This window comes from Coprococcus comes ATCC 27758, from assembly GCF_025149785.1.
GTDB classification, from domain to species: Bacteria; Bacillota; Clostridia; order Lachnospirales; family Lachnospiraceae; genus Allocoprococcus; species Allocoprococcus comes.
Genome location: NZ_CP102277.1, coordinates 2,586,464 through 2,613,006, shown reverse-complemented (window position 1 = coordinate 2,613,006; position 26,543 = coordinate 2,586,464). Strand labels below are relative to the sequence as shown.

Genomic DNA, 26,543 nt, shown 5'->3' with positions numbered 1-26,543 from the left:
GGAGCTTCTATGTGAGGCTCCCTTTTTCATACAAAAAAATCACAGAAAGGAACAGAAAACTATGATGAAAGCAATGGAAAAAAGACAGGAAGCACGAAAAAACCAGGAGAAAACTTTAAAGAGAATGATGGCTTATCAGAAGAAAGCCGAGCAGATGGTCAGCAGAAAAAGAATGAACCATCACATGATCAGAAAGGGGTAAAAGCGTATGATGAACAGAAAAGAATTTTATGAATATGTCAAAGACAATGTAAAGGAGTATTTGCCAGAGTCTTACAAGGACGCAGAAATTAAACTTCAAGAAGTAGAAAAAAACAATGGACTGAAGCTTACTGGCATTACAATTCCAAATGGGAATCAGAGAATCGTACCGACAGTCTATCTGGATTCTCTCTACCAGGAATATATCAATGGGAAAGATGTAGATTCTTGTGTTGGCGATGTAGCTGATATGCGTATTGAAGCACAGGGAAAAGCAGAATTTTTTGATATGGGAGTTCCGGATATTCTTGATTATGAAAAGATGAAGGACAAATTACAGGTGAGAATTTGCGACAAAGAATGGAATACCGATCGTTTGGCAGACAAAGTAGTCACAGAACACGGAGATTTTGCAGCTTATTATGCAGTAAATCTGGAGGAAAATGGAGAGGGAATCAGCAGTATTCCGGTAACTGTTTCTCTGATGAACGAATGGGGAGTATCTGTCGAACAGATTCAGGCAGATGCGATGATGGCAGATAAGAACAGAGGAGTGCAACTGGTGGATATGACACAGATTGTCGAATCCATGATTTTTGGAGGAACACCAAAGAATCTTTTGAATGAAAAATTGGATATGGAAACTGTGGAGAATCCAATGTTCTGCCTTACCAATGAATCTAAGATGAATGGAGCTTCCCTGTTACTGCAGGAAGATATTCGAAAACAGATTGGGGAATGCCTGGGAAGCGATTACTTTGTCATCCCATCTTCTGTTCATGAAGTGTTGATTCTCCCTGATAACGGAATCTTTCAAGTTCCAGAATTAAATGCGATGGTACAGGAAGTCAATGAGACACAGGTGGAAAGACAGGAACAGCTTTCTGATAAGGTTCAGTTCTGTGATAAAAAGACAGCAGTAATGGAAAATGCTGAGCGCAGGGAAGCACGTCTGGAGAAAGAAAAAGCAGCCGAAAAAGCGGAAGTAAAAGGTGGAATCCATGGAAGATTGGAGAAAGCTAAGGCAGAAATCAAGGCAAAAGAGGCAGACAAAGTGCCGAAGAATAAGTCAAAAGATCTTGCCGCAGCATTATAAAGAGAAGTAACGATGATTTTATGGGGACTGTGCCAAGCAGTCCCTGATTTTATGAAAAGGAGTAGCACATGGCAAATAAATTATATGCAATGGAACAGCTGACGGAAGAGGTGGCAAAAGATGTAGCTGCCAGTCCGCAGGAATGGATGCGGTTCCTTGACACGGCATCCAGACTGTACAAGTATACTTTTCCAGAACAGCTTTTAATTTATGCACAGCGGCCGGAAGCAACCGCCGTAGCATCCATGGAAATCTGGAATCAGAAAATGTTTCGATGGATTAAAAAAGGTTCCAAGGGAATCGCATTGATTGATAATACATCAGGACCAAAGATAAAACTGAGATATGTGTTTGATGTGCAGGATACTTATAAAGTAAGAAATCTGGGAAAAGATCCACAGTTATGGAATCTTCCAATGGAAGGAGAACAGCTGGTTGCGGATTATCTGCAGGAGCAGTTATCACTGGAAGATACAGAAGGAGGACTTGCTGAAAGTCTGCATCAGGCAGCGAAGGAGAGTATGCAGGAATGGCTTCCAGATGCATTGGAAGAACTGAGACTGGATGTGACAGGGACATTTTTGGAAGAACTGGACGAACAGAATCAGGAAGTAGAATTCCGGGAACTGATGACCAATAGTGTCTGGTATGTATTACTAAACAGGTGTGGACTGGATGTACAGGAATATCTGGATGCAGAGGATTTTCGGCATATAACGGACTTCAATCAGCTGAAAATATTAGGACATCTGGGAAGTGCAGTCAACGAGATCAGCAGACCAGTCCTGATGCAGATTGGACGATATGTTCTGAATGATCTGGAAAATGACCTGAAAACGGTTGCAAAAGAAAAAGAAGTAGCTTATAATGAGTTTAACACGTTAATTCGTGAAAGTAATACAGATAACACAGAAGATAGAGAAGAAAAAAAGGAGGAAACAGACTATGAGAGAGATCAGTTACAGCCAGAACGGAGAGTATCAGATTCCAGATATCAGCCTGGAAGAGACGAGAGGAACGATCGGGAAGTACGGAATGATGAGGAAAGAGTATCTGAGAAACCACAAGGTAGCCAGGTTCAACATTCTGACACTGCAGAACCGTCTGGACAGTCATCTGATGGAGATCGACAGCCAGGCAAGGCAGAGAGTAGACAACCTGATGATCGAACTTCTGGAGAAAGATCCGGCACCGGACAAGATGGCAGACACAATGGCGTGGACCAGACACATGAACCAGATCAAGGCACAGGCAGAGGAACTGGTAATTCGGGAGATTATTTACAGTTAAGCCTGTTCCCAACAGAAGAGGAACAGTTAGGAGAAATAAGGAAAGCGGCAGCTGCATTAGAACAGCCAGCCGCTTTTCTTATTTCTGATGAAGTGGTAGACGATATTCTCCGAACAGGAAGCGGACAGAAAAATACACTGTTTCACATTACTGCAAGATTGATCGAAGGTTTGGATAATGAAGAAATGCAAAGCTTCCTGAAAGATGAATATGGTACTGGAGGAAAAGGATTTACCATAGATGGGCAGAAAATCAGTATCTGGTATGACAACGATGGTATCCGTATCCGACGAGGCGACTCAGCAAGAAGAAACTTTGACCGTATCGTTACGTGGGAAGAAGCTGCTGACAGGATCCGGGATATGTATGAGGCGGGAAATTACGTTGATAATCTTATCTCCAATAATGCTATTGAGCAGGAACAGAAAGAAATGACAGATCTTCTGGCACTACATTTCCGTGATACGAGCAGAAACAGAGAAGAGCAGTTGTCTTATCCTGACTGGCAGGACGTAGTGGGGGCGGCTTGGACAGATCCGGAGGAAGCAGCTGCGACAGCCTATCGTTTTGAATGGCTTCAGGAAGATATGGAAAAGAATCCAGAAGATTATCATCGCTGGGAAATACAGCACAATCCAGTGTATTTTCAGCGCTTTCGTGACCTCCAGAGAGATTTTTCCTGGGTTGATCAGCAATTCAAGGTAGAGCGGCCGGCGCTATCCTTTATTACACAGGATGAAATAGATGCAGTGTTAAGAAGAGGCGGCATTACTGCCGGAGGACGTAACCGGATTTATGAATATTTCATGGAGCACCATGATATGAAAGATGCAGCTGAATTCCTGAAAAATGAATATGGAACAGGTGGTTCTTCACCCGGAATACCAGGAGCAGATGCTTCAGACGCATCCCACGATGCAAAAGGATTAAAGCTTGAAAAAGGGAAGATTGGCAGCCCAGAGGTAGAAGTTTTATTAAAGTGGAATAAGGTTGCAGAACGTGTTCGCCAGTTAATCCGCACAGATGATTATTTGTCACCGGAAGAAATGGAAAAGTACGAAGAACGACAGGAAGCACAAAGACTGGCAGATTTGGAAGCGGCACAGCAGATGTTAGGAGAACAGCTAGAGCAGGATACTTTGACAGCGGAAGATATAACTGATTTGCGATTGGTTGATTCAGAATATATGTCTGGTAGCAGAACAACAATTCATAATTTTGATTGCAAAGTTAAAGGAGAAGCGAATCGACTTCAATACACATTAGAATATCATGATGATGGAGAAGGTTTCACGATTCATACGGAAAAAGATGATATTTGGAATCGAATGTCAACACAAGAATTGGAACGTCTGGATGTAAAACTTGGACAAGAAGTACTTTATTATCATTATCACAACAAAACTGTAAATGCGGATACCTTAGATGAATTACGGGAAATCAGGGAAGAAATTATGGAGGAAGAGTCTTCCTATTTTACTGCTATTTCTCAACGTGTGTGGACAGATTATGATAAAAAAGAAAAAGAATTATCGGGAGAAGCTGAGGTATCGGAAGAAAAAGAATCTTTGGAAGAGATTAACGGAATAGCAGAACCGATTCAAGCAATGAACTTCCATATCACAGATGATGAGCTTGGACAGGGTACATCAAAAGAAAAGTTCCGTGCCAATATCATGGCTATCCAGTTGTTAAAGAAATGCGAGGAAGAGAATCGAAATGCAACACCGAAAGAACAGGAAATCTTATCCAGGTACGTTGGCTGGGGAGGTCTTGCAGATGCATTTGATGAGACAAAAGCTGCATGGGAGACAGAATATCTGGAATTAAAGACGGTTCTTACACCAGAGGAATATGCTGCAGCCAGAGCTTCCACCTTAAATGCTCATTATACACAGCCGATTGTGATTGAAAGTATGTATCAGGTGTTGGAGAATCTGGGATTTATAAAAGGAAATATTCTGGAGCCGTCTATGGGAGTCGGGAACTTCTTTGGAATGCTTCCAGAGAATCTAAACCAGTCCAAACTCTATGGTGTGGAATTGGATAGTATCAGTGGTAGAATTGGAAAGCTGCTCTATCCAGATGCCAATATTCAGATCAAAGGTTTTGAGAAGACAGATTATCCTAATGACTTTTTTGATGTGGCGATTGGAAATGTGCCATTTGGTGCATACAAGGTCAATGACCGTCAGTATGATCGCTACAATTTCATGATTCATGATTACTTTCTTGCCAAGACGATAGATCAGTTACGTCCAGGCGGCGTGGCTGCGCTGATCACAACAAAGGGAACCATGGATAAAGCATCACCGGAAGTTCGGAAATATCTGGCAGAGCGTGCAGACCTGCTGGGCGCAATCCGACTGCCGAACACAGCTTTTAAGGCAAATGCAGGAACAGAAGTCAGTGCTGATATCCTGTTTTTCCAGAAGAGGGAAAGCCTTACGAAAGAAATGCCGGAATGGATAAATCTGGATAGTGATGTCAATGGCATTACAGTCAATCAGTATTTTGTTCAGCATCCGGAAATGATTCTGGGTGAGATGAAAGAAGTGTCCGGTCCGTATGGTATGGAAACAACCTGTGCTCCAATGGAAGGAGCTGATCTGGAATTACAGTTACAAGAAGCTGTAAAACACATCAAGGGAAGCATGGCACCGGCAGTAGATGTGGAGACAGAACTGGATGAGATGCCAGAGAGTATTCCAGCAGATCCAAATGTGCGAAATTACAGTTATACGGTGGTAGATAATCAGGTATATTACCGTGTCAACTCTTTGATGAATCAGGTGAAGATGCCTGCCGCTACTGCAGAACGTGTGAAAGGTATGGTTGCAATCCGTGATACTGTTCGTGAGTTGATCACCATGCAGATGGAGGAATCCGTCACAGACGAAGAAATCCGGAAACAGCAGGAGAAACTGAATCAAGTATATGATACTTACACAGCAAAGTATGGAGTCATTGGAAGTAATGCTAACAAACGTGCATTTTCTGATGACTCTTCTTATTGTCTGCTGTGTTCACTGGAAGACTTGAATGAAGATGGAACATTGAAGCGGAAAGCGGACATGTTCACCAAACGAACCATCAAAAAGGCGGTCGCTGTGACAAGCGTGGAGACAGCAACAGAAGCATTGGCATTGTCTCTTAACGAAAGGGCAAAGGTAGACCTTCCTTATATGGCAGAGCTGACAGGAAAGACCGAAGAGAAGATCACAGAAGAACTGGTCGGAGTTATCTTTAAGAATCCACTGACAGACCAGTGGGAAAGTGGAGATGAATATCTGTCCGGAAATGTCAGAGATAAATTAAATACTGCGAGAACCTTTGCCGAGAGTCATCCGGAATTTACACCGAATGTCCGTGCATTGGAGGCGGTTCAGCCGAGAGATCTGGAAGCATCCGAGATTGAGGTGCGTGTTGGAGCCACATGGATTGAACCTTCGGATTATCAGGATTTTATGGTGGAACTGCTTCATACGCCGTGGTATCTTGCACAGAAGGAAATACAGGTAAAATTCTCAGAGGTAAATGGTGAGTGGAGGATTACTGGAAAGAATGCCGACAGTCCGAGAAATGCGTTTGCCTATGCAACGTATGGAACTGAGAGAGCAAATGCCTATAAGATTCTGGAAGATACCCTGAACCTGAAAGATGTACGCATCTATGATAAGAGTGTCAATGAGAATGGTGATGAGATCCGTGTCCTAAATAAGAAAGAAACCATGCTGGCATCACAGAAGCAGGATGCCATGAAAGCAGCATTTAAAGACTGGATTTTTAAAGATCAGCAGAGGCGTGAACGACTGGTAAAGGTGTACAATGAACGATTTAACAGCATCCGTCCCCGTGAATACGATGGTAGTCATTTGACTTTCCCAGGAATGAATCCGGAAATAGAGCTTCGTCCGCATCAGAAAAATGCAGTTGCACACCAGCTTTACGGAGAAAATGTACTTCTGGCACATGTAGTAGGAGCTGGGAAAACCTACGAAATGGTAGCAGCTGCAATGGAAAGTAAAAGACTGGGATTATCACAGAAGAATCTCTTTGTCGTGCCAAACCATTTGACGGAGCAGTGGGGTGCAGAATTCCTACAGTTATATCCGGGAGCCAATATCCTGGTTGCAACCAAGAAAGATTTTGAACCAGCAAACCGAAAAAAATTCTGTGCCAGAATTGCTATGGGGAATTATGATGCCATTATCATTGGACATTCCCAGTTTGAGCGTATTCCAATCTCTGATGAGAGGCAGGAAGCTATGCTGCGGAAGCAGATTGATGATCTGGAAATGGCAATCCAGAGTGCAAGGTATGAACAGGACGGTGGGCGTTATACCGTCAAACAGATTGAAAAGACCAGAAAGACACTGCAGACAAGGCTGGAAAAACTGAATCAGAAAGAGAAGAAAGATCAGGTAGTTACGTTTGAAGAACTGGGCGTGGATCATTTGTATGTAGATGAAGCACACAGCTATAAAAATGCGTTTCTTTATACAAAAATGAGAAATGTAGCCGGGATTGCACAGAACGAAGCACAGAAATCCGCAGATATGTTCAATAAATGTCAGTATCTGGACGAGATTACCGGAGGAAAAGGCATTACTTTTGCTACAGGCACACCAATCAGCAACAGCATGACGGAATTATATGTTATGCAGCGGTATCTGCAGAACAGCAAATTACAAAATATGGGACTTGGACTGTTTGATTCCTGGGCTTCTACCTTTGGAGAAGTTGTCACGAGCATCGAACTTGCACCAGAAGGAACTGGATATCGAGCAAAATCAAGATTCGCCAGATTCTATAATATCCCAGAACTGATGAATATGTTCAAGGAGATTGCAGATATCAAGACTTCCGATCAATTAAAGCTTCCAGTGCCGGAAGCGGAATATGAAACAGTGGTGCTGAAACCAACGGAACAGCAGAAAGAAATCGTAGAAAGCCTTGGAGAACGTGCAGAAGTTGTCAGAAACGGAGGGGTAGATGCCTCGGTCGATAATATGCTAAAAATCACCAATGACGGAAGGAAGTTAGCATTGGACCAGCGTTTGGTGAATGAATTATTGCCAGATAATCCAGAAAGTAAAATATCAGTTTGTGCAGAGAAAAGCTATGAAATATGGAAAGACACAGCAGCACAGAAATCCGCACAGTTGATTTTCTGTGACTTGAGCACACCGAAAGGCGATGGCAGTTTTAATGTTTATGATGACTTGAAGCAGAAACTAATGGAGAAAGGTGTACCGGAAAAAGAGATTGCTTTTATTCATGATGCAAATACAGAAGCAAAAAAGACGGAGCTGTTTGGAAAAGTGAAATCCGGGCAGGTTCGTTTTTTGATTGGCTCAACAGCAAAGATGGGTGCAGGAACCAATGTGCAGGATCGTTTGATTGCCCTGCATCATCTGGATATTGGTTGGAAACCATCTGACTTGGAACAGAGGGAAGGACGTATTATCCGTCAGGGAAACCATAATAAAAAGGTTCATATCTTCCGGTATGTAACAGAATCCACATTCGACAGTTATATGTGGCAGTTGATCGAGAACAAGCAGAAATTCATCTCCCAGATTATGACGAGCAAAGCACCGGTCAGAAGTTGTGAAGATGTGGATGAAGCGGCACTGTCCTATGCAGAGGTCAAAGCACTTGCAACCGGAAATCCGGCAGTAAAAGAGAAGATGGCATTGGATGTGGACGTGGCAAAGTTGAAACTTTTAAAAGCCAACCACATGAATAATCAGTACCGTTTGGAAGATGACATTGCGAGGAATTTCCCGCAACAGATTGCAAAACTGACGGAGATTATTGACAGCTATAAGGCAGATATCGCTCATTTTTCTGAGCATAAAATCACAGATCCAGAGCAGTTTTCTATGGAAATCAGTGGCAAAGTGTTCACAGAAAAGAAAGAGGCAGGTATGGCACTTCTGGCGGTCTGCAAAGACATTAAGTCTGTAGATGCAGCTATGGACATTGGAAGTTATCAGGGATTTAACATGAGAATCCAATTCGACAGCTGGAGCAAAGAGTTTATCCTGTCTGTAAAGCATGAATCGGTAGCTAAAGTTCGGTTGGGAGCCGATGCCCTGGGAAATATCACTCGTATCAATAATCTTTTAGAAAGTTATCCGGAGAAACTGGCAGAAGCAGAACAACGGCTGGAAACGGTACAGGAGCAGATGGCAAATGCCAAAGAGGAAGTCGGGAAGCCATTTCCAAAAGAAGAGGAGTTGAACCAGAAACTGGAGCGACTGTCAGAGTTAAATGCACTTCTCAATATGGATGAGCGGGAAGATACAGAAACAGAGCAGTCGGAATCAAAAGAGAAAGAAGAAAGACCGGCACGAGGTTCTATCCATGAGAAACTGCAGATTTATAAAGAAAAGAGTCAACGGGAAAGAGAAACTGGCAGGGAAACCAGAAAACGGGACTTCGGTCTGGAATAAATAAACAGGAAAGATGGCATAATTTGGTAGAAGAAGGTTCTGCCGGTTATGCCATTTTTTAGAACACAGGGGGAATTTGAATGGCGAGAAATATGATATCAGGAAAAGAAACGCAGAAAATGCAGGAATATACGCAGGAACAGATAGACCGTGCAGAACACATGGAAATAGAGATTCCAGCGGATGTAAAGGAACAGATTTTTGAATATGCAAATCTGATTGGCGAGGAAGAGAAAGTAAGGACGTTGGTAAGAAATCTGACAGATGCAATCAATCAGGCAGATGATGATAAAGTAGAGGAACTTCTGGATGATGCAAAAATGGATATTCAGGACCTACCAGATCCAACCATAGGTAAGCTGGAATTACGTGATTATGGATATACAGCAGAAGACATGGTGCCGCTCAGAAAAGAAGCAGCTTTGGATTATCACAGAATGGGTTCTAAGATTTATTGCCTGGGCAGCGATGGCGGTAAGGGAGAGTATGCAAGTAAAGAAATGATACAGGCACACGAAGGGCTGTTTGGCATGGAATTACAGATGTGGGAACGGATAAGGGATCAGGATCTGGATTATGCAGATGAAGATTTTGGAGCATTTCAGGAGCCTATGAGTGTCATTGATCAGGAAGAAGCACTGAAATTATACGATGCCGGAGCAGATATCTATCTGATCACTAATTTTTCGTCACCGATCTATGTCACGGAACGCATGGAAATTGAACGAGGACCGGAGCATTATCAGATGTCCATGGCAGAACTGGAGCGTTTCCGTAACCTGGAATGGGAAATGCAGAAATATCCACAGATTCAGTCTTTGAAAGAGGCAAACCTGTTGTTAGGAACTAGGCGAACCTTTGGTATTTATCAGATCAAGGATGATTCACCGGGCGAAAACTATGCATTTATGAATATGAGTTTTATTGAAAGTCATGGTATGCAGATAAAAAAAGAAGATTATGAACTGGTCTATGCGGGAGAACTATTCGGAAATATGTCACTGGATGATATTTTTGAAAGATTCAACATCGACAGACCAGAAGACTTCCGAGGACATTCTCTGTCCGTCAGTGATATCGTGGTTTTAAATGACGGAGAAAATGTAACAGCACATTTTGTAGACAGCATCAGCTTTGAGCAGCTAGATCATTTCCTGGAACTGGAAGAACAGGTTCTTAGTGAACTGGCATATGAGGTAGGAGAACGTTACTTTGCTATTCAGAGAACAGAAGAAGGATACGATTATTCCTTTTACGATGAAGATTTCCGTCTGATGGATGGTGGCGTCTATGAAAATGATGAAATTTCTATTAAAGAAGCGGCAGAGGAACTTCTGGAAGACGAAGGCTGGACTGGAGAACGCATCCGTGGAGATTATGATCAGCTGATGGAAAAAGTAGAAGAAATGGATGAGGTTGTAATGGCGGAGATTCAGAACAGCCAGGGAGAATATAAGCCGTTGGCAAAGGTGGAGGAACTGGAAGAGGTGAATTATAACATGATTGATAATGTCCTCAATAATATGCCGCCGAAGAAAGAACCGTATCTGGAATACTTTGCGGCAGAATGCGATGAGTTCCATGATATGGGAGCTTATGAAAAAAGTACCGATGTTAATCAGATAGCTGCAGTCTATGAAAAATATAGGGAGAATCCAGAAACAGCTTATCTCGGATGCTCAATGGGAATTATCTATCGTGATCCGGAAGACAGTTACTATGATGAAGCCGAATTTGCAATCGTAAAAGGAAATACCGTATTTGGGAATCTGATGGATGATGTTCGGTTTTATGAGGAGCTTGCACTGGTACGGGAAGGAATTGAGAAAATTCATGAAGCATTGCCGGACTACAAGTATGTACCGATGCGAGATGTTCGAGAAGCAATGTATCCAGAGAAGATGACCACAGAACAGCTGGCAGAGGCATTGGATGAGATTGCAGAAGCTTTTGATCCGTATGAGTATCGAGATAATGTGGAGCCGGGAGAAAATACGGTACAAGAGGTGATGTTGGATTTGCAGAGTGGCAATACACATTCTTATATTTCTTATCTGAAGGATATTGTGGACGAAGAATGCGACCTGTCTGTTCGTGCAGGTGTATTGATGGAAAGACTGAAAGCCTATAAACCGGAGCTTCCAAAAGATATGGAGCCGATGGTGTATGTGAATTATTGTGAGAAAAGTGAGTTGGGGAGTCCAAGATGTCAAAAGTTATCTGATCTGGATTCCAAAACCGTAGAACAGGACAAAGCCTGGTATGCTGACCGTGATCCAAACACCAACGAACCAAAAACGACAGCACAGATGTTTTTTACAGTATATTATGCTGAGAAGGGTGATAAGATGCTGCACCATTTTCAAGGTAAGATAGAGATTGGTACCGGAAACGGTGGTATCATCAGTCAGTTAAAGATGCAGAATGAAATGAAATTGACAGATGAAAGCTGGATTAGTTATCAGCAAGGAAAAGGTAATGAAGAGTATCAGAAGTATATGGAAGATCTGACGGATATGCAGAATCATGTTCTGCCGTATTTGCAGAGTTTTTGCAGTCTGGAAGAAAAAGGTGTGAAGGAGAGACGAGAACAGCAGGTGACAGAGAAAAATGAGAGCAGAGAAGCTGTGTCAAGAGCCGGCGTTGAAGCAAATACAGCAGTTAAGGACGCAGGGAAAGCTGAAAGAAAGCCAGTAGCACAAAAGAGAGCAATGACGGGAAAAGAGAAGAAACCATCAATCCATGAACGCTTGGAAATCAATAAGAAAATTATCCAGGAAAAGCAGGGAAAAGATAAGCTGGAGAGAGGGGCTGATTTGGGTGTAAGATAAACAATAAAGCCTGGTAGATGATTTTAAAAGATTATTTACCAGGTGTTTTTGTGAAAATCTTAGAAAACAATAACAAATCAAACAACCTAGAAGAAAACTTAATTTTGGTTGAAACTATTCCGATAAAAGAATATACTTATAATAGGCTTGTTGTATCGTTTGGAGGAAAATTATGGATTATATAACAACGATCGAAATGTCAAAAATATGGGGAATTTCATCTAGAAGAATTTCTCTTTTATGTAGCCAGGGAAGAGTGCCTGGAGCAGAGAAAAAGGGAAAGACTTGGCTAATACCAAAAGATGCGGTAAAGCCAACAGATCCTCGAAAGAAAAACAGATGACGTATTGGAGGTTATAATGCTTATGGGAAGACCAGAAGATTCCAGAGTGAAGATTCCAGCGCTTGTGCACTTCACAAGACTTGGATATATCTATATATCAATTAAAGATGAAGTAGAAAGGAAAGTACCATGACAAAGGATGAAGTAACAAAACTCTGGATGGACAGTCCGGAATCACTACAGTTTTTAAATAATGCTACAAAATTTTATAATTTAATGATGATGTATCGTTGTGCTATTCGGGAGATACAAACTAAACTTGAGGTTTTGGATGATGAATTTTCAGTTGAGAACAATCGAAATCCTATTTCTTTTATAAAAACAAGGATTAAGAAGCCCAATAGTATTTACAATAAATTGCAGAAAATGGGACATGATTTTACAACAGAAAATATACAGACATATTTAAATGATGTAGCAGGCGTTCGAATAGTTTGTGCGTTTATTGACGATATTTATATGATATCAGATTTGATTACCCAACAGGATGATATTAAAGTTATTGAAATAAAAGATTATATAAAAAATCCAAAACCAAATGGTTATCGAAGCTATCATATGATTGTTGAAATACCAGTATTTTTTGCTAAGGGTAAAACACCTATGCGTGTAGAATTACAGATTCGAACCAATGGTATGGATTTCTGGGCAACATTGGAACATCAACTTCGCTATAAAAAAGGAATTGAAGAAATGCCTGGTTATGATGAGATAAGTGAAGAATTACTTCATTCTGCAAGAGCTATCATTGAAGCGGATAATGAAATGCAGAGAATAAAAGACAAAATTGGTATGTTTCATGAAATTTAGGCAGAAAACTGAGCAAGTAGGAAGGTGGAATATATATGAAGCAAGATACTTTAGAGGGCAAAGCAAAAACAAAAAATGGGGTAAAACGGCTGTGTTTTTCCATAGTCTGCATTCTTCTGGAAGTAATTTTTATTATTACTATCGTAACACGCTTGAATGAATATGCAGAAATTATAAATTTATTTACAAGGATTTTGAGTGGAATCTTGGTTTTGGGATTGTACGCATCAGATAAGACCTCTTCTATGAAAATGCCTTGGGTCATCTTAATTCTAATCTTCCCAATTATGGGTGTAGGCCTGTATTTGTTGATTGGTTTGAATGGTGGCACACATAAAATGCGTGAGCGATATGCAGAAATTGATAGCAAATTGTTACCAATGCTTCCGGACAGTCAGGAGTGTTTGAGCAGAATAAAAGAAACAATTCCGAAAGCAGGAAATATAGCAAGTTACATACAAAGAAATTCGCAGTATCCAATCTATCAGAATACGGATATTGTGTATTTTGATGAAGCAGTGAAAGGATTAGAGGCACAGATTAAGGATTTGGAGAAAGCACAGAAGTTTATCTTTATGGAATATCATGCGATAGAAGACGCTGAAGCATGGCATAAGATTCAAGATGTTCTGGAAGAGCGAGTAAAAGCAGGTGTGGAAGTTAGAGTATTCTACGATGATATGGGTTCGATAGGCTTTATTAACACAGATTTTGTGAAAAAGATGGAGGCAATAGGAATTCATTGCCGTGTATTCAATCCGTTTATGCCAGGTTTAAATCTGTTTTTGAACAATCGTGATCATAGAAAAATAACAGTTATTGATGGAAAAGTCGGATTTACAGGTGGATATAATCTGGCAAACGAATATTTTAATTACACACACCCGTATGGACAGTGGAAAGATACAGGTATTCGTTTAGAAGGAGATGCTGTTCAGTCGCTTACGGTGACATTTTTGGAAATGTGGAATGCAGTAAGTGATAAGGCTGCTAATGATTCTGATTTTAGTAAATACCTTTTCCACTATGATTATGCGGCACAGCAAACTGGGTTTGTTCAACCTTATGCAGACAGCCCTATGGATAATGAGCAAGTAGGAGAAGAAGTTTATATCAGTATGATAAATAAAGCTGAAAAATATTGTTGGTTTATGACTCCATATCTAATCATAACAGATGAAATGACGCATGCGTTATGTCTGGCTGCTAAGCGAGGGGTAGACGTAAGAATTATCACACCTGGTATCCCTGATAAAAAATTCATTTATAATATAACTCGTTCTTTTTATCATGGATTAGTTAAACATGGTGTTCGTGTTTATGAGTGGACTCCTGGTTTCTGTCATGCAAAAATGAGTGTGGCAGATGACTGTATGGCAACTTGTGGAACAATTAATCTGGATTATCGAAGTTTATATCACCATTTTGAAAACGGCTGTTTTATGGCAGATTGTCAGGCAGTTGTGGAAATAAAAAATGATCTGATAAGAACGATGGGAGAATGTCGTGATGTGACAGACCAATATCAAACCGGACGAAGTGCATATTTGCGACTGGGACAATTATTTATGAGATTATTTGCTGGATTGCTATAAGAATCTGATGAAACGACCTTTCAAAAAACAGTTGATTTAGAAGTTAACTGTTTTTGAAAGGCCGTTTTTGCTATATCTAACAGTCTGTTGTACAAAGAAGATTTTGCATGGATGAAAAAACAAACCTTGTTGAGGTTAAATTGAGTTTTTCATTGTATTGTATTGCTAATGAATAAGAATAAGAATAAGAACAGACAATGCTGAATGCTCTGGAAACAAGAATATCTGAGTATAGTATGTAAGTTCGTAACAGAATGAAAGGAGCGATTCAAATGAGCAATTTGGAAAATTATATGAAACAGCAAGCAATTTTTTGTGAACAAAATGATAGCATTAGTAAGAATCTGTATTCAGAGTATGGTGTAAAAAGAGGCTTACGAGATGAAAAAGGCCAAGGTGTGTTGACGGGGCTTACAAATATTTCTGATATAAAAGCTTTTGAATATCGTGATGGAGTAAAGAGTCCATGTGATGGCGAGTTATCTTATCGTGGTTATAATATAAAAGATTTAGTAACAGGAAGTAAAGGAAAAAGGTTTGTCTTTGAAGAAGGAGCATATCTTCTTTTATTCGGAGAATTGCCAACTGATACACAGTTAATGGAATTTCAGGGAAGACTATCTGATTGTATGGAACTACCGACTAACTTTACCAGAGATGTCATTATGAAAGCACCTACATCAGATATTATGGGTTCTATGACTCGAAGTATTCTTACATTGGGCTCTTACGATAAGGAGAAAGAAAGTCTTGAAATTCCGAATGTGCTAAGGCAGAGTATGCAGTTGATCGCAGCATTTCCTATGTTAGCAGTATATGCATACCATGCTTATTGTCATTATGAAAAAAACGAAAGTATGTATATTCATAGACCTGAAAAAGATTTATCTATTGCTGAAAATTTCCTGCGCCTATTAAGACCAGATACAAAATTCACAGAACTGGAAGCAAGAGTACTGGATATAGCATTATTGTTACATATGGAACATGGTGGTGGTAACAATTCTACATTCACTACACGGGTAGTAACATCTTCAGGTTCAGATACTTATTCTGTTATTTCAGCAGCAATGTCATCCTTAAAAGGAAAAAAACATGGCGGTGCAAATCTGATGGTAATGAATATGATGGATGATATTAAAAGTCATGTGAAAGATTATGAAGACGAAGAGGAAATTGCATCATATCTGAGTAAGATTTTGAAGAAAGAGGCGTTTGATCAGAAAGGACTTATTTATGGAATGGGACATGCTGTATATTCTATTTCAGATCCGAGAGAAAGGGTGTTCAAAGGCTTTGTAGAACAACTCGCAAGGGATAAAGGACGTGAGAAAGATATGACCCTTTATAACAATATTGAGAAGATTGCACCTAAGTTGATTGCAAAGCAGCGTCAGATATTCAAAGGAGTAAGTCCTAATATAGATTTCTATAGTGGTTTTGTGTATGACATGTTGAATATTCCAAGAGAATTGTACACGCCATTATTTGCGATAGCAAGAATTGCTGGTTGGAGTGCACATCGCCTGGAAGAATTGATAACTACAGATAAGATCATTCGCCCGGCATATAAGAGTCTAGTCAGCAAAAAAGAATATATAGAAAGAGAGGAACGATAATATGGGAGCAGGAACCAGTGCAGAGGAGTTTTTTTTAAAGAGCATCAATGTTGAAAGTATATTTGAATTTGTTGAAAGAACAGATTATTTGTTTCTTTATAGTATAAAGGAATGTGTTGAAAAATCAGACTGTCATGAAGGAGTATATCTTTCAGAAGTGGCAGAATACATGAAATTATCGATTCCAGAAACATCTAAGATGGTAAAAAGTCTTGAAAATAAAGGATATATTATCTGGAAATTAGATGAAAAAAAAGAAAGAACATACCTTGTTTTGACGAACAAGGCAATTGAATTAAGTAATTGTCAGAAAGAAAAAATGATAGAAGCTTATGAAAAAATCATATCGAATATACAAGAAGATGACCTGGCAGTTACACGGTGTACATTGAGAAAAATCCGACAGCTTATGGAAGAAATAAAATAGTGATTAATATAACGGAGTAAGAAAAGCTCCTTCATATATTAGAATAAAAATATGACTGTTTCATTAAAAAGAAGCCGGTCATATTTTTTATGAAAAATAAATTTTGTTGAGGTTAAATTGAGATTGACTTTGTATTGTATAAGTATGAAATAAAAAGGAATCAGGTGATGTACAATGAAAAAGCATAAAATATGTAAAATCCTTCTTGTTATACTGGCAATTTTTTTATGTGTGGCTTTTTATGAATTGCTCGGAATCTGCATTGCATATAAAAAGCAGCCGGAAGTGTCCAATACAACCAAAAAAGAAACAAAAAATGGTTCGTGGAACGAATGCAGTGAAAATACGGAACGTGCAGTGATCATAGAAAAGAATCCAGAAGCGCTTTTACAAAGAGTGCGTTTGATCCAGAATGCAAAAGAGGAAATTATTCTTTCTACTTTTGCATTTAAATCCGATGAAAGTGGAAAATTAATCTTAGGAGCACTGCATGATGCGGCAGACAGAGGTGTGCATATTCGTCTGTTAGTAGATGGAATGGAGAGCTGGATTGATATGGAAGGGAATCCGTATTTCTATGGATTATCTTCCCATGAGAATGTTGAAATTAAACTGTATAATAAAGCCAACCCGTTGAAACCATGGAAAATGATGGGTAGAATGCATGATAAATATTTGATTGCAGATGGTAAGACATATATTCTTGGCGGAAGAAATACATATAATTATTTCCTGGGGGATTTTCCGGGACATAAGAACTATGACAGAGACGTGTTGGTTGTTTGCAATGAACCTGAGAAAGAAAATTCAGTTAACCAGTTGTCAGATTATTTTGAAACTATATGGGATCAGGAAGACAGTGGTTATTTTCATAACAATAAAAAACTGGCAAATAGAAAATCTGTAAAGAACGCAGTTTTAGAGCTGCAGAACGGCTATCAGAAATATTTTGAAGAGAATAAGGAAAGAATCTGCGATACCGATTATACGGACGAAACTTTTGAGACAGAAAAGATTGCATTAGTGTCAAATCCTATCCACACAGGTTCCAAAGAACCAGTAGTGTGGTATCAACTGGGAGAACTAATGAAAAATGCAAAAGAGCGCGTGAAAATTCATACACCATATATTATCTGCAATGATATGATGTATAATACATGGAAAGAGATTGCGGAGAGAGTTCCGGATTTTTCTATCATGACCAATTCGGTTGCCAACAATGGAAATCCGTTTGGTTCTGCTGATTATGCGAGAAACAGAAACAGAATTTTAAATACAGGAATTGATATCTGGGAGTATGAAGGCGGCTATTCTTACCACGGAAAAAGCATCCTGATTGATGATGATCTATCCGTAATCGGTTCCTTTAACATGGATATGAGAAGCACGTATCTGGATACGGAACTGATGCTTGTAATTCGCAGTAAAGATATTAATAAACAGTTGGAAGAGGGCATGATGGAATATGAAAGAGTGTCCCGCCAGATATTGGAAGATGGAACCTATCGTGATCCATATCATGTAGAGCCAATCGAATTAACAAAGAAACGTCAGAGAAAAATATTTTTGGTACAGCATCTGCTTGGATGGGCAAGGTATCTGTTTTAATAAGGAGGAAGGAAAACGTGTTTCAAATATTGATTGTAGAAGATGATAAAGAATTAAGCCAGCTATTCCAAAAAGTGCTTGAGAAGAATGGATATCAAGTCAAAAGTGCATCGGATGGAGCACAGGCATTAGAAGTATTGGATAAGGAATATATTGATCTGATCATTTCTGATATTATGATGCCGGTTATGGATGGCTATGAACTGGTGTCAGAACTTCGTTCAGCAGGATATCAGATACCAGTGCTTATGATCACTGCGAAAGGTTCCTTTGATGATATGCGCCAGGGATTTCTTTCGGGAAGTGACGATTATATGGTAAAACCGGTAAATGTGAATGAAATGGTTTTAAGAGTCGGAGCACTGCTTCGCCGTGCACAGATACTGAATGAACACAAAATTGTGATCGGTTCAACAGAGTTTGATTATGATGCAATGACGGTTACAACTGATAAGGAAAGTCTTGTTTTGCCTAAAAAAGAATTCCTGCTTTTATATAAGCTTGCAGCTTCGCCAGGCAGAACATTTACAAAACAACAGTTGATGGATGAAGTATGGGGATACGAGACGGAGGCAGACCCACATACGATAGAGGTACATATAGGAAGAATCAGAGAGCGTTTTAAAGATAACCCTGATTTTGAAATCGTAACAATGCGTGGAATTGGATACAAGGTGGTGAAAAAATAATGGAACAAAAGAAAGAAAAAGGATTGCGGATCCGATCCTGTCTGACTGGTGCAATCTGGCTGGCACTTGTATTTTCAACAGTCATATCTGCTTTATTATTTGCTTTTTTGAATCATTTTTTTAATCTGCCGGGCAGCATACCTGTGCTTGGCTGGCTTTTGATTTTCAATACATTGATTGCAGGGCTGATCACTTCCTTTATCAATGCAAAGTTACTGGAACCAATTACCAGACTTAGTAAAGCAATGAAGGAAGTTTCTCAGGGAGATTTTGAACAGCATTTGGAAACGAACAGCCGTATAGCAGAAGTTGGAGAATCTTATCAAAGTTTTAACGTTATGACAAAAGAACTTCGTGCAACAGAGGTGCTGCAGATGGATTTTGTATCTAATGTTTCTCATGAGTTTAAGACCCCGATTAATGCCATTGAAGGATATACAATGCTGCTTCAGGGAGAAGAACTGTCTTCGGATCAAGAGGAATATGTAGAAAAAATCTTATTTAACACCCAAAGACTTTCCGGATTGGTTGGTAATATTTTGCTGTTATCCAAGTTAGAGAATCAGAATATACCAATGAAAAAAACAGAATATCGTCTGGATGAACAGATCCGCCAGGCATTTCTTTCATTGGAAACAAAATGGACAGAAAAAGAAATTGGTTTTCAGGTAGAATTGGAGGAAGTTAAATATACTGGGAATGAAGGACTTTTTATGCATATCTGGATAAATCTTTTGGATAATGCGATTAAATTCAGCCCTTCAAAGGGGACAATTACGATGTTTCTGAAACAAGAACAGGATTCTGTTAAGTTCATTCTGGAAGATGAAGGACCAGGAATAGAGGATGATGTAAAATCCAGAATATTTGACAAGTTCTATCAGGTAGATGGATCTCATAAAGCAGAAGGAAATGGCCTAGGTCTTGCACTTGTAAAACGGATTGTAGATAGTGCCGGAGGAACAATCAAAGCAGAAAACCGTGAATATGGTGGATGCAGATTTGTTGTAGAGCTTCCAATACAGAAAGATGAGGCCATATAAGTTTAAGAAAAACAGATAGAGGAGGAATTACATGACATTTTATCAGGAATTGCAGTTAAATCAGGCAGGTTCTAAAAATCTGTTGAAAAAGAGTGAAACAGTGAAAGAAAAATCATATCATATACTGGTATATTTGGTAAAGATAGCTGTTACAATGGCATTTTGTTTTTTATTTGTTACTATTTTCAGTATCTTATTTGGAAATGAGAACAGCATTGTAGGTGTAGTGGTCTTATTATGTCTCATGGTGTTTAGAAATGCGGATCTGGGGATCCACACCGGACAATCTACGATGCTTTTGGCTTTGTTCTTTGTAATTATGACTGTATGTCCGCATTTAGCAAATCAGTTTTCACCGGTATTGGGAATGCTGTTAAATATTGCGGCACTGGCTGTGTTGATTCTGTTCGGATGCCATAATCCATTCATGTTTAATCAATCTACATTGGTTCTTGGGTATCTGCTGCTATATGGTTATGATGTTACGGGAAAAAGCTATCAGATGCGATTAGTCGGAATGGCTTTAGGTGCAGCACTTACCTGCTTCGTATTTTATCGAAATCATAAAAACAGAACTTATAAAAGAAATCTGAAAGATCTGATACAAGAATTTGATATCACTTCTTCCAGAACAAAATGGCAGATATGTCAGATTTTATGCGTACCGATTGTCCTTTGCATTGCAGAACTTTGTAATATGCCACGTGCAATGTGGGCTGGTATTGCGGCCATGTCCGCGATTTTGCCGTTTATGGAAGATATGCACTACAGAGTCCGTAAAAGGATTGTCGGAAATATTGCAGGTGTTATATGTTTTACAGTATTATATTTTCTGCTTCCTTCGTCAATCTATGCATATATAGGAATTCTTGGTGGAATCGGTGTAGGATTTTCAGCACAATATGGCTGGCAGGCAGTATTTAACACATTTGGTGCTTTAGCCATTGCTGCAGAGACTTATGGACTACAAGGAGCGGTTAGTCTTAGAGTGATTCAAAATGTTTTTGGTGTTGTGTTTGCTTTAGCATTTTGTGTTATATTTTATTGGTTTATGTCTAAAAAAAAGGAAAGTGATGTGACTGTACATGCAGAGTGAAGTGAATCAGGAAGAAAATTTGAATAGAATTATTACAGTACCTAATTTGCTTTCTTTTTTTCGGTTTTGTCTGATTCCAGTAATTATATGGAGTTATTGTGTAAAGGAAAATCCTTTGTTAGCAGGAGAAATCTTATTGCTATCCGGTCTTACGGATCTCGCTGATGGATATATTGCAAGAAGATTTCATATGATTAGCAATCTAGGAAAGATTCTCGATCCGGTTGCCGATAAGCTGACACAGGCAGCAATGTTGATTTGCTTGTTTACTCGCTTTCCACATATGCTCCCGTTGATCGTTATAATGGCAGTTAAGGAACTTTATATGGCGGTTAGTGGATGCCTTGTGATACGAAAAACAGGAAAAGTGCATGGTGCAGACTGGCATGGAAAAATAGTAACCTTTTTATTATATGGAACTGCAGCGGTGCATATTATATGGTTCCACATTACACCGATGGTATCAGATCTGTTAATTGGTTTGTGCGCTATAATGATGGTTGTATCAGTTGTTTTGTACATTATCAAGAATACCAGAACACTTAGGGGAGAGACTGTATAAGCAATTTTATATTGCAATGACTAGAAAAATATTTAGGAGAACGAGGAGGCGGAAGTGATGAAGGAAATTTATCAGCAGACGGTAGAAGAGGTTCTTGAAAGGGTGAATGGCAAGAAATCTGGGCTTACGAGTGAACAGGTGAAAAGATCCAGAGAAAAGTGTGGGTGGAATGAACTTACAGAAGGAAAGAAGAAAGGTATCCTGCAGATTTTCTTTGAACAGTATAAGGATTTTCTTGTACTGATTCTAATTGCATCAGCAATCATATCTGGTATGCTTGGAGATGTGGAAAGTGCGGCAGTTATCGTGACGGTTATTACGATCAATGCAATCTTGGGAACAATACAGACGGTAAAAGCAGAACAATCTCTGCAGAGTTTAAAGAATCTTTCTGGCCCGGAGGCAAAAGTATTGCGTGATGGTACAGTCGTTCAAATTCCGGCAAGAGAACTGGTTGTTGGAGATGTGATACTGCTTGAAGCAGGAGATATGATTCCGGCTGATGGAAGACTGATTGAAAATGCAAGTCTTAAGATTGATGAGAGTGCTCTTACAGGAGAAAGTCTTGCAGTTGAGAAAAACATGGATACAATATTGACGGAAGCGCCACTTGGTGATCGGACAAATATGTTATTTTCCGGTAGTTTTGTAACGTATGGGCGTGGAAAAGCTGTTGTAACGGATATAGGAATGCAGACAGAAGTCGGAAAGATTGCAGGACTTTTGAAGTCAACTTCGGAAAAACAGACACCACTTCAGGTGAGTTTGGAAGTCTTTGGAAAGAAGCTTTCTATTATGATTCTGGTATTTTGCGGACTCTTATTTGCAATAAATGTGTTCCGCGGTGAAAAGATCAGCAGTGCATTTATGTTTGCAGTAGCACTTGCAGTAGCAGCAATTCCTGAAGCGCTAAGTTCTATCGTGACAATTGTACTTTCTTTCGGAACACAGAAGATGGCAAAAGAGCATGCAATCATTCGTAAACTACAGGCGGTAGAAGGACTTGGAAGTGTTTCTATTATTTGTTCGGATAAGACAGGAACGCTCACACAGAATAAAATGACGGTTGAAGATTATTATATAGATGGAAAAAGAATTTCAGCAGAGGCAATTGATATATCAGATCAGGCACAAAAATGTCTTTTAAATTACAGTATTCTATGTAATGATTCGACAAATGAAAATGGAGTAGAAATTGGAGATCCAACAGAAACAGCATTGATTAATCTTGGAAGTCGATATGGGATAGAGGCGGCAAGCGTAAGAAAGCTTTATCCAAGAAATGGAGAACTGCCATTTGACAGTGATCGAAAGATGATGTCAACACTTCACCTGATAGATGGTAAAAATCGAATGATTGTAAAAGGTGCAGTCGACAAGCTCCTGGAACGTACAGAGCAAATCTGGACGAAAGAGGGAATTCGAAAAATTACTGAGGAAGATAAAGAAAAAATACAACGTCAAAATCAGGAATTTTCGATGGAAGGTTTAAGAGTACTGGCTTTTACCTATCGTGAAATTCCTGAGAATCACACATTAACGACACAAGATGAGGATCACTTAGTATTTCTTGGTTTGATTGCGATGATGGATCCTCCGAGAGAAGAATCAAAAGCTGCGGTAGCGGAATGTATAAAAGCGGGAATTCGACCGGTTATGATCACCGGAGATCATAAAATTACAGCAGCAGCAATTGCAAAGAGAGTTGGAATATTACATGATTTATCGGAAGCCTGTGAAGGGGCAGATATAGAAAATATGAGTGACGAGGAACTCAAAGAATTTGTCCCAAATATTTCTGTGTATGCAAGAGTGTCACCGGAACATAAAATCCGCATTGTTCGGGCATGGCAGGAAAGAGGAATGATTGTGGCAATGACAGGAGACGGTGTCAATGATGCACCGGCATTAAAGCAGGCAGATATTGGTGTTGCAATGGGAATGACCGGAACGGAAGTTGCGAAAGATGCAGCAGCGATGGTACTTACAGATGATAACTTTGCAACAATCGTAAAAGCAGTGGAAAATGGACGAAACTTATATCAGAATATCAAGTATGCGATACAGTTTCTTTTGTCAGGAAATTTCGGAGCAATTTTAACCGTTCTTTGTTCATCGGTTGCAGGACTTCCGGTGCCATTTGCACCAGTACATTTACTCTTTATTAATCTTTTGACGGATAGTCTTCCGGCAATTGCGTTAGGCTTAGAGCCGGATAGAAGTGAAGTGATGAGTGAAAAACCGAGATTGGCAGATGAGTCGATATTGACAAAAGATTTTCTTAGCAAAATCGGTCTGGAAGGTTTGGTAATTGGAGCAATGACAATGATCAGTTTTTTGACAGGATACAACCAGAATGGTACATTGCTTGGAAGCACGTATGCTTTTGGAACTCTTTGTCTGGCACGTTTGTTTCATGGATATAATTGCAAATCAGATCATCCGGTCATTTTTACAAAAGGTCTCTTTCATAACAAGTGGCTTCAGGGAGCATTTGTGTTAGGTGCAGTACTCATTACAACAGTACTGACGGTTCCTGGTTTCCATAACTTATTTAAAGTGGAAACTTTGAATCTGATGCAGCTTGGATGTGTATATTTATATGCTTTTGCAAGCCTTCTGATTATTCAATTACTTAAGTGTATACGTATGAAACTAAGAAAAAGAGGGGAAAGATAGTGGATTTAAGTAGATGTTCTATGAAAAAAATTCGAGAACTGATTGTGTTTACGGCATTTCTTGTAGTTGCTTTGTGGAAATTCGATGTGGTGATTGAAGTGCTGAAGTCAATATGGAAAATTGTGTTTCCTTTTGCGCTTGGTGGTGCAATTGCCTTTGTGATTAATGTACCAATGAGTTTCCTAGAAAAGAAAATGCTCGGAAAGATAAAAGAAAATAATAAAATAGGAAAAAAAGCTGCGAGACCGATAAGCCTGCTTCTTACAATTATATTGGCAGCAGGTGTAATGGTATTGGTAATGTTTGGTGTGATTCCACAGCTTACACAGACCATGGGAAATCTGATGACGAGTATTTCAGATTTTATTCCACAGATGCAAAACTGGATTCGGGAATTTTCACATGATAATCAGGATATTATGAAATTGGTAGATCAGCTGCAGTTTCAGCCTGATCAGGCAATTAAATGGGGAATAAGTCTTCTTGGAAACGGAGCCGGAAATATGATGAATACGACGATGTCAGCAGTAGGTTCCATTGCCAGTGGATTAGCGACCTTTTTTATTTCGTTTTCCTTTGCATGCTATATTCTTTTTCAGAAGGAAAAATTACATTTACAGGTAAGAAAAGTGATTTTCGCTTTTATTCCAAAACAAAAAGCAGATGCAATTCTTAACATATGTTCGCTGACATATCGGACATTTGCAAATTTTCTTGCAGGGCAGTGTCTGGAAGCAGTAATTCTCGGAATGATGTTTGTTATCACGCTAAGTATTTTAAAAATGCCATATGCACTTTTAATTGGAATTTTGATCGCGTTTACCGCATTGGTTCCTATCTTTGGAGCCTTTATTGGCTGTGCCGTGGGAAGTTTTCTGATCTTTATGGTAAATCCAAAACAGGCAGTTTTATTTATTATAGTTTTTCTGCTTTTGCAGCAGATAGAAGGTAATCTGATCTATCCTCATGTGGTTGGCGGATCAGTAGGACTTCCATCAATTTGGGTACTGGCGGCAGTTACAATCGGCGGAAATCTTATGGGAATTATAGGTATGCTGATTTTCATTCCACTTGTATCGGTATTTTATACTATATTCCGGGAGTTCGTATATCTGCGCCTAAAAAAACAACATATAAAACGAGTAACGAGAACGGATGTGGAAGAGTATGCGGAGGAGGAAATTGCGTCATCCTTTATCGTGCCGAATGAAAAATAATGATATGATTCAAATATAAATGAAGTGTAATGCCGATTATTAAGACGTTATAAAAATAGATTACAAAGGAAGAAGATATTATGAAGAAAATAGGAATCATGACAGACAGCCACAGTGGAATTTTGAGCGAAGAAGCGCAGAGACTCGGAATTAAGGTACTACCGATGCCCTTTTATATCGGAGAGAAAGTGTATCGTGAAGGAGTAGATCTTTCCAGAGATGAATTTTATGATATGCTTCGAAAGGGCGTAGATGTATCTACATCTCAGCCGTCACCAACAGAAGTTATGGATATGTGGAAAGAGATGCTGAAAGAATATGAGGAGATTGTTTATATTCCTCTTAGTAGTGCTTTAAGTGGGTCCTGTATGACAGCAGAAGCCATGGCAAATGAAGATGAATTTGCCGGTAAGGTGTTTGTCGTAGATAACGGTCGTGTGGCAACCCCGATGCATCGTTCTGTTCTTGATGCAGTAGAAATGGCAGAAGAAGGATACAGTGTAGTCGAAATCAAGAAAATTCTTGAAGAAACCAGAGAAAAAATGACAATTTATATCGGGCTCAGCACACTGAAATATCTCAAAAAAGGAGGAAGAGTCAGCTCTGTGACAGCTTTGGCAGCAGATGTCCTGAATATCAAACCTGTTATGCATTTCAGCACAGGAAAGCTTGATATCTACCAGAAATGCCGTGGTATGAAGAAATCACGTAAAGTTATGATCGATGCAATGAAGCATGAGCTGGAAACGAATTTCCGAGAAGAATATGCTGCGGGTAAAGTGTACCTGATGGCGGCGTCCAGCAGTACCGATGAAGTGACAGAAGAATGGGTAAACCAGATTAAAGAAAGTTTCCCGGGAATGGAAGTCATGTGTGATAAACTTTCCTTCGGTTTGTCCTGTCATATCGGTCCGGATGGACTGGGAATCGGATGCACCTGTAAGCCAGTGTAAAAAACTGCTCCGGAGAAGATAAA

General features: G+C 39.5%; 17 protein-coding genes. All 17 read left to right on the top strand.

Features of this window, described 5'->3' with window-relative positions; genetic code table 11:
• Nucleotides 1-61 precede the first annotated feature (61 nt).
• Nucleotides 62-202, top strand: a complete 141-nt coding sequence (locus NQ556_RS12825; RefSeq protein WP_005344203.1) for a hypothetical protein — start codon at nucleotides 62-64, stop codon at nucleotides 200-202.
• Between the two features lie 6 nt (nucleotides 203-208).
• A complete protein-coding gene (locus NQ556_RS12820) occupies nucleotides 209-1,297 on the top strand; it encodes a DUF5688 family protein (RefSeq protein WP_008371589.1) in 1,089 nt (362 codons plus the stop codon).
• Between the two features lie 68 nt (nucleotides 1,298-1,365).
• Nucleotides 1,366-9,048 carry a DEAD/DEAH box helicase family protein gene (locus NQ556_RS16915; protein WP_204576086.1) on the top strand — a complete coding sequence of 2,561 codons (7,683 nt, stop codon included), beginning with the start codon at nucleotides 1,366-1,368 and terminating at the stop codon, nucleotides 9,046-9,048.
• A gap of 80 nt (nucleotides 9,049-9,128) precedes the next feature.
• On the top strand, nucleotides 9,129-11,879 hold the full coding sequence (locus NQ556_RS12810; protein WP_204576084.1) for a YodL domain-containing protein: 2,751 nt from the start codon (nucleotides 9,129-9,131) through the stop codon (nucleotides 11,877-11,879).
• A gap of 172 nt (nucleotides 11,880-12,051) precedes the next feature.
• Nucleotides 12,052-12,222, top strand: coding sequence for a helix-turn-helix domain-containing protein (locus NQ556_RS12805; RefSeq protein WP_008371604.1), 171 nt, complete (start codon nucleotides 12,052-12,054; stop codon nucleotides 12,220-12,222).
• A gap of 129 nt (nucleotides 12,223-12,351) precedes the next feature.
• Entirely contained in the window at nucleotides 12,352-13,032 is a 681-nt protein-coding gene (locus NQ556_RS12800) for a GTP pyrophosphokinase (protein WP_008371606.1), read from the top strand.
• A 35-nt stretch (nucleotides 13,033-13,067) separates the two neighbouring features.
• A complete protein-coding gene (cls, locus tag NQ556_RS12795) occupies nucleotides 13,068-14,627 on the top strand; it encodes a cardiolipin synthase (RefSeq protein WP_008371607.1) in 1,560 nt (519 codons plus the stop codon).
• A 254-nt stretch (nucleotides 14,628-14,881) separates the two neighbouring features.
• Nucleotides 14,882-16,246, top strand: a complete 1,365-nt coding sequence (locus tag NQ556_RS12790) for a citrate/2-methylcitrate synthase (protein ID WP_172679323.1) — start codon at nucleotides 14,882-14,884, stop codon at nucleotides 16,244-16,246.
• Between the two features lies 1 nt (nucleotide 16,247).
• Nucleotides 16,248-16,673, top strand: coding sequence for a MarR family winged helix-turn-helix transcriptional regulator (locus tag NQ556_RS12785; protein ID WP_006858455.1), 426 nt, complete (start codon nucleotides 16,248-16,250; stop codon nucleotides 16,671-16,673).
• A gap of 174 nt (nucleotides 16,674-16,847) precedes the next feature.
• Nucleotides 16,848-18,281, top strand: a complete 1,434-nt coding sequence (locus tag NQ556_RS12780) for a phospholipase D family protein (protein WP_204576083.1) — start codon at nucleotides 16,848-16,850, stop codon at nucleotides 18,279-18,281.
• Nucleotides 18,260-18,970: a response regulator transcription factor gene (locus NQ556_RS12775; RefSeq protein ID WP_003693048.1), complete on the top strand. Its 711-nt coding sequence runs from the start codon at nucleotides 18,260-18,262 to the stop codon at nucleotides 18,968-18,970. Before NQ556_RS12780 ends, NQ556_RS12775 begins: the two co-directional genes overlap by 22 nt.
• Nucleotides 18,970-20,013 carry a HAMP domain-containing sensor histidine kinase gene (locus tag NQ556_RS12770; RefSeq protein WP_117861348.1) on the top strand — a complete coding sequence of 348 codons (1,044 nt, stop codon included), beginning with the start codon at nucleotides 18,970-18,972 and terminating at the stop codon, nucleotides 20,011-20,013. The genes NQ556_RS12775 and NQ556_RS12770 overlap by 1 nt, the downstream gene beginning before the upstream one ends.
• Before the next feature lie 31 nt (nucleotides 20,014-20,044).
• Nucleotides 20,045-21,109, top strand: a complete 1,065-nt coding sequence (locus tag NQ556_RS12765) for an FUSC family protein (RefSeq protein WP_006858452.1) — start codon at nucleotides 20,045-20,047, stop codon at nucleotides 21,107-21,109.
• Nucleotides 21,099-21,671 (top strand): CDP-alcohol phosphatidyltransferase family protein, encoded by a 573-nt coding sequence (locus NQ556_RS12760; protein WP_008370184.1) that lies wholly within the window; start codon nucleotides 21,099-21,101, stop codon nucleotides 21,669-21,671. The genes NQ556_RS12765 and NQ556_RS12760 overlap by 11 nt, the downstream gene beginning before the upstream one ends.
• A gap of 57 nt (nucleotides 21,672-21,728) precedes the next feature.
• Nucleotides 21,729-24,350: a cation-translocating P-type ATPase gene (locus NQ556_RS12755; RefSeq protein WP_008370185.1), complete on the top strand. Its 2,622-nt coding sequence runs from the start codon at nucleotides 21,729-21,731 to the stop codon at nucleotides 24,348-24,350.
• Nucleotides 24,350-25,567 carry an AI-2E family transporter gene (locus NQ556_RS12750; RefSeq protein WP_243426649.1) on the top strand — a complete coding sequence of 406 codons (1,218 nt, stop codon included), beginning with the start codon at nucleotides 24,350-24,352 and terminating at the stop codon, nucleotides 25,565-25,567. The genes NQ556_RS12755 and NQ556_RS12750 overlap by 1 nt, the downstream gene beginning before the upstream one ends.
• Before the next feature lie 80 nt (nucleotides 25,568-25,647).
• The gene (locus tag NQ556_RS12745) at nucleotides 25,648-26,520 is read left to right on the top strand and encodes a DegV family protein (protein WP_005360251.1); all 873 of its coding nucleotides are present in this window, start codon (nucleotides 25,648-25,650) and stop codon (nucleotides 26,518-26,520) included.
• Nucleotides 26,521-26,543 lie beyond the last annotated feature (23 nt).

What these genes read in the sequence shown, in the direction of transcription:
- NQ556_RS16915 (WP_204576086.1), top strand. Translation starts at nt 1,366, where the DNA reads ATGGCAAATAAATTATATGCAATGGAACAGCTGACGGAAGAGGTGGCA.
- NQ556_RS12780 (WP_204576083.1), top strand. Translation starts at nt 16,848, where the DNA reads ATGAAAAAGCATAAAATATGTAAAATCCTTCTTGTTATACTGGCAATT.
- NQ556_RS12805 (WP_008371604.1), top strand. Translation starts at nt 12,052, where the DNA reads ATGGATTATATAACAACGATCGAAATGTCAAAAATATGGGGAATTTCA.
- NQ556_RS12755 (WP_008370185.1), top strand. Translation starts at nt 21,729, where the DNA reads ATGAAGGAAATTTATCAGCAGACGGTAGAAGAGGTTCTTGAAAGGGTG.
- NQ556_RS12765 (WP_006858452.1), top strand. Translation starts at nt 20,045, where the DNA reads ATGACATTTTATCAGGAATTGCAGTTAAATCAGGCAGGTTCTAAAAAT.
- NQ556_RS12745 (WP_005360251.1), top strand. Translation starts at nt 25,648, where the DNA reads ATGAAGAAAATAGGAATCATGACAGACAGCCACAGTGGAATTTTGAGC.
- NQ556_RS12770 (WP_117861348.1), top strand. Translation starts at nt 18,970, where the DNA reads ATGGAACAAAAGAAAGAAAAAGGATTGCGGATCCGATCCTGTCTGACT.
- NQ556_RS12800 (WP_008371606.1), top strand. Translation starts at nt 12,352, where the DNA reads ATGACAAAGGATGAAGTAACAAAACTCTGGATGGACAGTCCGGAATCA.
- cls (WP_008371607.1), top strand. Translation starts at nt 13,068, where the DNA reads ATGAAGCAAGATACTTTAGAGGGCAAAGCAAAAACAAAAAATGGGGTA.
- NQ556_RS12785 (WP_006858455.1), top strand. Translation starts at nt 16,248, where the DNA reads ATGGGAGCAGGAACCAGTGCAGAGGAGTTTTTTTTAAAGAGCATCAAT.
- NQ556_RS12820 (WP_008371589.1), top strand. Translation starts at nt 209, where the DNA reads ATGATGAACAGAAAAGAATTTTATGAATATGTCAAAGACAATGTAAAG.
- NQ556_RS12810 (WP_204576084.1), top strand. Translation starts at nt 9,129, where the DNA reads ATGGCGAGAAATATGATATCAGGAAAAGAAACGCAGAAAATGCAGGAA.
- NQ556_RS12790 (WP_172679323.1), top strand. Translation starts at nt 14,882, where the DNA reads ATGAAAGGAGCGATTCAAATGAGCAATTTGGAAAATTATATGAAACAG.
- NQ556_RS12775 (WP_003693048.1), top strand. Translation starts at nt 18,260, where the DNA reads ATGGGCAAGGTATCTGTTTTAATAAGGAGGAAGGAAAACGTGTTTCAA.
- NQ556_RS12760 (WP_008370184.1), top strand. Translation starts at nt 21,099, where the DNA reads ATGCAGAGTGAAGTGAATCAGGAAGAAAATTTGAATAGAATTATTACA.
- NQ556_RS12825 (WP_005344203.1), top strand. Translation starts at nt 62, where the DNA reads ATGATGAAAGCAATGGAAAAAAGACAGGAAGCACGAAAAAACCAGGAG.